The sequence below is a fragment of the Candidatus Benthicola sp. genome (assembly GCF_058719085.1).
Genome location: NZ_JBZQEK010000142.1, coordinates 1 through 5,673, shown reverse-complemented (window position 1 = coordinate 5,673; position 5,673 = coordinate 1). Strand labels below are relative to the sequence as shown.

Below are 5,673 nucleotides of genomic sequence, written 5' to 3'. Positions count from 1 at the left end.
CGGGCGGCCGAGGCTGCTGCGGCCATTCAGGCGGCCGAGACCGAAGCCGCCCGGCGGGCCGCCGAGGCGGACGCGGCGCGCGAAGCCGCGGAGCGCGAGGCGAGGCGTCGTCAGGTCGAGGCCGAGGCCCATGAAGAGGCCATCGCGGACGCCGTGCGCCGGGTGACGGAGCTCGAGGCCGCCCGAAAGGCCGCCGAGGCGGAAGCGGCGCGCTGGGCCACCGAGGCGGAGGCGGCGCGCAAGGAAGCCGAGGCGGAGGCAGCGCGTCGAACGGCGGAGATCGAGGCCATGCGGCAGGCCGCGGCAGAGGCCCGGGCCACCGCGGAGCGCGAGGCGGAGAAGCGCTTGGAGGAGGTCGAAGCGGCCAGGCGGGCGGCCGAGGAATCGGAGCGTCGCGCGCTCGAAGCCGAGGAGGCCCGTCGGACGGCCGAGGCCGAGGCGGAGCGGCATCGGTCCGAGGAAATCGCCCGACGCGAGGCCGAAGCCGCGGCGCGTGAGCGAGCGGCCGAGCTGGAGGCGGCCAGGGAAGCCGCCGAGGCGGAGGCGAAGCGACGAGCCGCCGAGGTCGAGGCGGCGAGAAAGCAGGCCGAGGAAGAGGCCCGGCAGCGGGAGGTGGAAGCCGAGGCCCGGCGTTCCGCCGAAGAGGAGGCCGCCCGCATCACCGCCGAGCTGGAGGAGACGCGGCAGACGGCGGAGAAAGAGGCGACGAGACGTACGGCCGAGGCCGAAGCGGCCCTCGAGGCAGCCCAGCGCGAAGCGGCGAGGCGCAGGGACGAAGAAGCGGCACGCAGAGCAGCGGAGATCGAGGCGGCCGGGCGGGCCGCAGAGCTCGAGGCCGCGCGGCGGGCCGCGGTCGCCGAGGCGGACCGTATGGCCAGGGAAGCCGAGGCCGCGCTGGAGGCCGCCAGGCTGGAGGCCGAACGTCGAGAGGCGATCGAGAAGGAATCGGCCCGGAAGACGCTGCAGCTCGATGCGGCCCGGCAGGCGGCCGAGGATGCGCTGCGCCAGGCCTCGGAGAAGCGCGCGGCCAAGGAAGCGATCCAGGAAGAGGCCGCGCTCAAGACGGAGCAGGAAGAGGCGGTCCTGCGCGAGGCCGAGGAGCGCATCGCGAAGGAGGCCGCGGATCTCGAGAAGGAACGGGAGGCGGCCGAGGAGCGCGCCGCAGTTCTCGCCCGGGAGGCCGAGGATGCCTGGCGATCGGCACGGCTCGAATCGGATCGTCGGCGCAAGGCGGAGGAAGAGGCCGCGGCCCGGGTCGCCGAGCTCGAAGAAGCGCGGCAGGCGGCCGAGACCGAAGCGGCACGCATGGCGGCGAAGGCGAAGAAGGTCGCCGAGGTGGCGCGAGAAGAGGTGGCCCGCCTGAGGATGGAGCGCAAGGCGCTGGAGGAAGCGGTCGCCCGACGCGGTGCGGAGCTGGAGTCGATCCGAAGGGCGACGGCCCAGGAGGTCGAGCGCAGACGGGATGCGGAGCTCCAGCGGGCGGTGGAGGCGGCGGCTCGTCAGAAGGCCGAAGAGGCGGCTCGTGAGATCGCGGTCGAGAGGGCCAGGCGGGAAGTGGCCGAGGCCGACGCTCGCAAGGCGGCCGAGGCGGTGGCCCGGGCGACCGAAGAGGAGGCCCGGACCCAACGGGCCGAGGCGGAGGACCAGCTCGCAGAGGTTCGGAGGAAGCGCAGGGAACGCCTCGCCCGTTGGGCCCGGCAGGCGGGCAGCGTGGCGGCCAGCATCGGTATCGTGAGCCTCGCCGTGTTCGGAGCCGACCGGGTATTCCGTCTTCCGGAGGGCGCGGGCCGAATCTCGGCGCCATCGGTGTCGAGCGGGGCGAAGTCGGCGGAGGCCCACCCCACGGGCCCGGGTGTCGCGGACTCGGCGGGCCGCCTGGCCGAGCCTCGTCCGGGGTCGGCCGGGTCCAGTGTCAGGCCGCTCGTCGTGCTTCCGCCGGACTTCGAGGAGGGCGTGCCGGTCGTGGTCGACCCCGAAGCCACGACCGTCGACCGGGATCCCCGACTCCTCGCCATCGACGCCCTGGCGGACTCGGCGGATGGATCGATGGAGCGATTCCGCGCCGTCGCTGAACAGTTCGAGGCGGGAGCTGCCGGCTGCGACGCGTTGAAGGAGGTCTATGTCGAGGTCGACCGGCGATGGGTCTCCTACGCCGTCAACGGGGTTTCACGACTGGATGCGGATCTCGACGAAGATCGCGGCGAACGCCACGACAGCCTCTCCCGCAGCATGCAGCGGATCAAGCTGGCGTACGAGGTCACCGGCTGTCCCGTTCCCTGATCGACTCGCCGTACCCCTGCCCGGCTGATTCGACTCTTCCGATTGAGTAGATTGGATCCGGCTCCGGAGCGGCCTTCGTAGCGAAGGCCGGCGCGGGGTCATTCCAGGTCCTACTCTCAGGAGGCGAAGCGGTGGGCGCGAACATCAGCTTTCTCGAGCAGGTCAACCGGGCCTTCGATCGGGCCGCCGAGGTGTCCGGTCACGACCCCCGGCTTCTCGCTCAGATCAGGGAATGCAACAGCCTGTACCGGTTCACCTTTCCGGTGAAGCGGGATGACGGCTCGATCGAAGTCGTCCATGCGTGGAGGGCCGAGCACAGCCACCACAAGCTGCCCACCAAGGGGGGAATCCGATACAGCACGATGGTCAACGAGGACGAGGTCACGGCCCTCGCGGCCCTCATGACCTTCAAGTGTGCCATCGTGGACGTGCCCTTCGGAGGGGCCAAGGGAGGGATCCGCATCGATCGCCGCCGTTACTCTCCGCGGGAGCTCGAGAGAATCACCCGGCGCTACACCTTCGAGCTGGTGAAGAAGCTGTTCATCGGGCCGGGTGTGGACGTCCCCGCCCCCGACTACGGCACCGGACAGACGGAGATGGCCTGGATCGTCGACACGTACAAGTCCCTCAAGGGGGGAGAGGAGCTGAACGGCGAGGCCTGCGTCACCGGGAAGCCGATCGCCCAGGGGGGAATCCACGGTCGCCTGGAGGCCACCGGCCGGGGGGTGTTCTTCGGGGTCCGGGAGGCCTGCGACGCCACCGAGGACATGAAGGCGATCGGGCTGTCGCCGGGACTGGAGGGAAAGCGGGTCGTCGTCCAGGGACTCGGAAACGTCGGCTACCACGCCGCCCGCTTCCTCCAGGAGGACGGCGCCATCCTGGTGGGGCTGGCCGAGTACGAAGGCGCGATCGCCCACCCGGACGGGCTCGATCTGGAGGAAGTCATGACGCACCGCAGGGACTCGGGCTCCATCCTCGGCTTTCCCGGAGCGACGGACATCCCGCGCTCGGAGGAGGCCCTGGAGCTGGATTGCGACATCCTCGTTCCGGCGGCGCTCGAGAACCAGCTCACGGCCGAGAACGCGGGTCGAGTTCAGGCACGCATGGTCGCCGAGGCCGCGAACGGTCCCACGACGGCCGACGCGGATGCGATCCTGAAGGAGAAGGGGGTGATGATCATCCCCGACCTGTACCTCAACGCCGGGGGTGTGACGGTCTCCTATTTCGAGTGGCTCAAGAACCTCTCGCACGTGCGTTTCGGCCGAATGGAGAAGCGGTTCGACGAGAAGTCCCACCGACAGCTGCTCGCCGCCGTCGAACAGGCGACCGGAGCCGACTTCTCGGATTCCGAGATGGCCACGTTCGCGAGCGGGGCCGACGAAGAGGACCTGGTGAACTCGGGTCTCGAAGAAACGATGATCGACGCCTTCCACCAGATCCGCGCGGTCCAGCAGCGCCACGGCGAGGATCTCGATCTTCGGACCGCCGCGTTCGTCAACGCGATCGACAAGATCGTCCTGTGCTACGAGGAGCTCGGCATCTTCCCCTGAACCGGCCCCGGGCGCATGGCTCCGGTCGGCGGCGACGCCGCGAAGGACGGCTCAGAGCCGCCCTTCGCGCTTCAGCTGCTGGTGCTTTTGCTCGTTCTCTCTCCACGGCTCGCGCCGGAAGTAGCTGCGCGTCTCCTCCACGACCTGCGGCGAGAGCAGGATCAGGGCGATGAGGTTCGGGACGATCACCACCGAAAGGAAGATGTCCCCGACGTTCCAGATCACCGTCAGAGGAAGCACCGCCCCGATGAAGTGCATGGTCACGAACGCCAGCTTGTACGGCAGCACGGCCGGCGCACCGAACAGGTAGTTCGCGCACCGATCCCCGTAATAGCTCCACGAAATCGCCGTGGACAGCGCGAACAGGAGCACCGCGAGCACCACGATCGTCCCACCCCATCCGCCGAGCGGCGACAGCCCGGCCCGGAACCCGGCCTGGGTGAGGGGAGCGCCGCTCTCGTACGCCAGTCCGTACAGAGTCGTGTAGGTCGTGCCGTCGCCCGTCGTCGCCGTCGCCTCCGCGGGCCGAATCGTCCCCGAGAACGGCACAGTCATCGCCTCGTCCACGAACAGCTCTTCGACGTAGACGTCGTGCCATGCGAGGAGGGGCGCCCCGACGAGCTCGATGTGCCCTCCGTCCGAGATCACCAGCTCTTCCGGCGCGTCTACGGTCTCGCGCGCGCCCTCGGAGTCGAGCGTCACCCAGCCCAGGTCCCCTCCGTCGAGTGTGATCGGAGTGGGATGCCTCTCGTTCCACACCCCTGTCGTCAGGATCACCAGCCCGGTCATGGTGCAGATCACCAGCGTGTCGATGAACGGCTCGAGCAGGGCTACGACGCCCTCCGACACCGGTTCGTCCGTCTTCGCCGCCGCATGGGCGATCGGGGCCGATCCCTGGCCCGCCTCGTTCGAGAACAGGCCCCGCCGCACGCCCCACATCATGGTGACGAGGAAGGCACCGACCCCGGTTCCGGCCACACCGGCCGAGGGATTCAGCGCTTCGCTGAAGATGAGCTCGAAAGCGGGCACCACGTGGCTGAAGTTCAGCGAGATGATGAGCAGAGCACCGAATACGTAGATGGCGGCCATGGCCGGCGCGAGGATCGCCGTCACCTTTCCGATCCTGGTGATCCCGCCGAGGATCACCGCCGCGACGAGCCCCGATGTGATCAGGCCCGTCACCCAGGCCGGCACCCCGAAGGTCGTTCGCATCGTGTCCGCCACGGTGTTGGCCTGGATCGCGTTTCCGGTCAGAAAGGCCGTGAGCCCGAGCAGGATCGCGAACAGCACGGCCATCCACTTCCAGCGGGGCCCCAGTCCCTTCTGGATGTAGTACATCGGGCCCCCGGACACCGTCCCTTCCCAGGCGTGACCGTGCGTCTCCTCGACGTCGCGGTACTTCTGGGCCAGGGTGACCTCGGTGTACTTCGTGGCCATCCCGAGCGCGGCCGTGACCCACATCCAGAACAGGGCGCCCGGTCCGCCCCAGTGAATCGCGATGGCCACCCCGGCGATGTTTCCGATGCCGACCGTGGCGGAGAGCGCGGTCGTGAGCGCCTGGAAGTGCGAGACGTCTCCCGGCTCGTCGGGATCGTCGTACACCCCCGAGGTCACCTTGAAGCCGTGCCCCAACCTGCGGATCTGGATGAACCCGAGACGAAGGGTGAGGAACACGCCGGTGCCGAGGAGGAGAATGACCATGTAGGGCACCGTCTCTCCCCCTACCGTGATCCCCATCTCGACGATGTACCGGTTTCCGAAGTCAGACAGCCACTGGAAGAATCCCATCCGCTCCCCGTCGAATTCTGGTGGTTCTCAGCACGCCCCGGATGAAACGCGATCG

2 protein-coding genes and 1 pseudogene are annotated in these 5,673 nt (G+C 69.3%); 2 read left to right on the top strand and 1 reads right to left on the bottom strand.

Features of this window, described 5'->3' with window-relative positions:
* Both AC36XV_RS10785 and AC36XV_RS10780 read left to right on the top strand, forming a co-directional pair.
* Positions 1–2,280: pseudogene (locus AC36XV_RS10785) on the top strand (hypothetical protein); the annotation flags it as partial.
* Positions 2,281–2,411: 131 nt separating this feature from the next.
* Positions 2,412–3,830, top strand: a complete 1,419-nt coding sequence (locus AC36XV_RS10780) for a Glu/Leu/Phe/Val family dehydrogenase (RefSeq protein WP_492203687.1) — start codon at positions 2,412–2,414, stop codon at positions 3,828–3,830.
* A 51-nt stretch (positions 3,831–3,881) separates the two neighbouring features.
* Here AC36XV_RS10780 and AC36XV_RS10775 read toward each other — a convergent pair whose 3' ends face one another.
* Positions 3,882–5,567 (bottom strand): alanine/glycine:cation symporter family protein, encoded by a 1,686-nt coding sequence (locus tag AC36XV_RS10775; RefSeq protein ID WP_492203688.1) that lies wholly within the window; start codon positions 5,565–5,567, stop codon positions 3,882–3,884.
* Between the last annotated feature and the right edge of the window lie 106 nt (positions 5,568–5,673).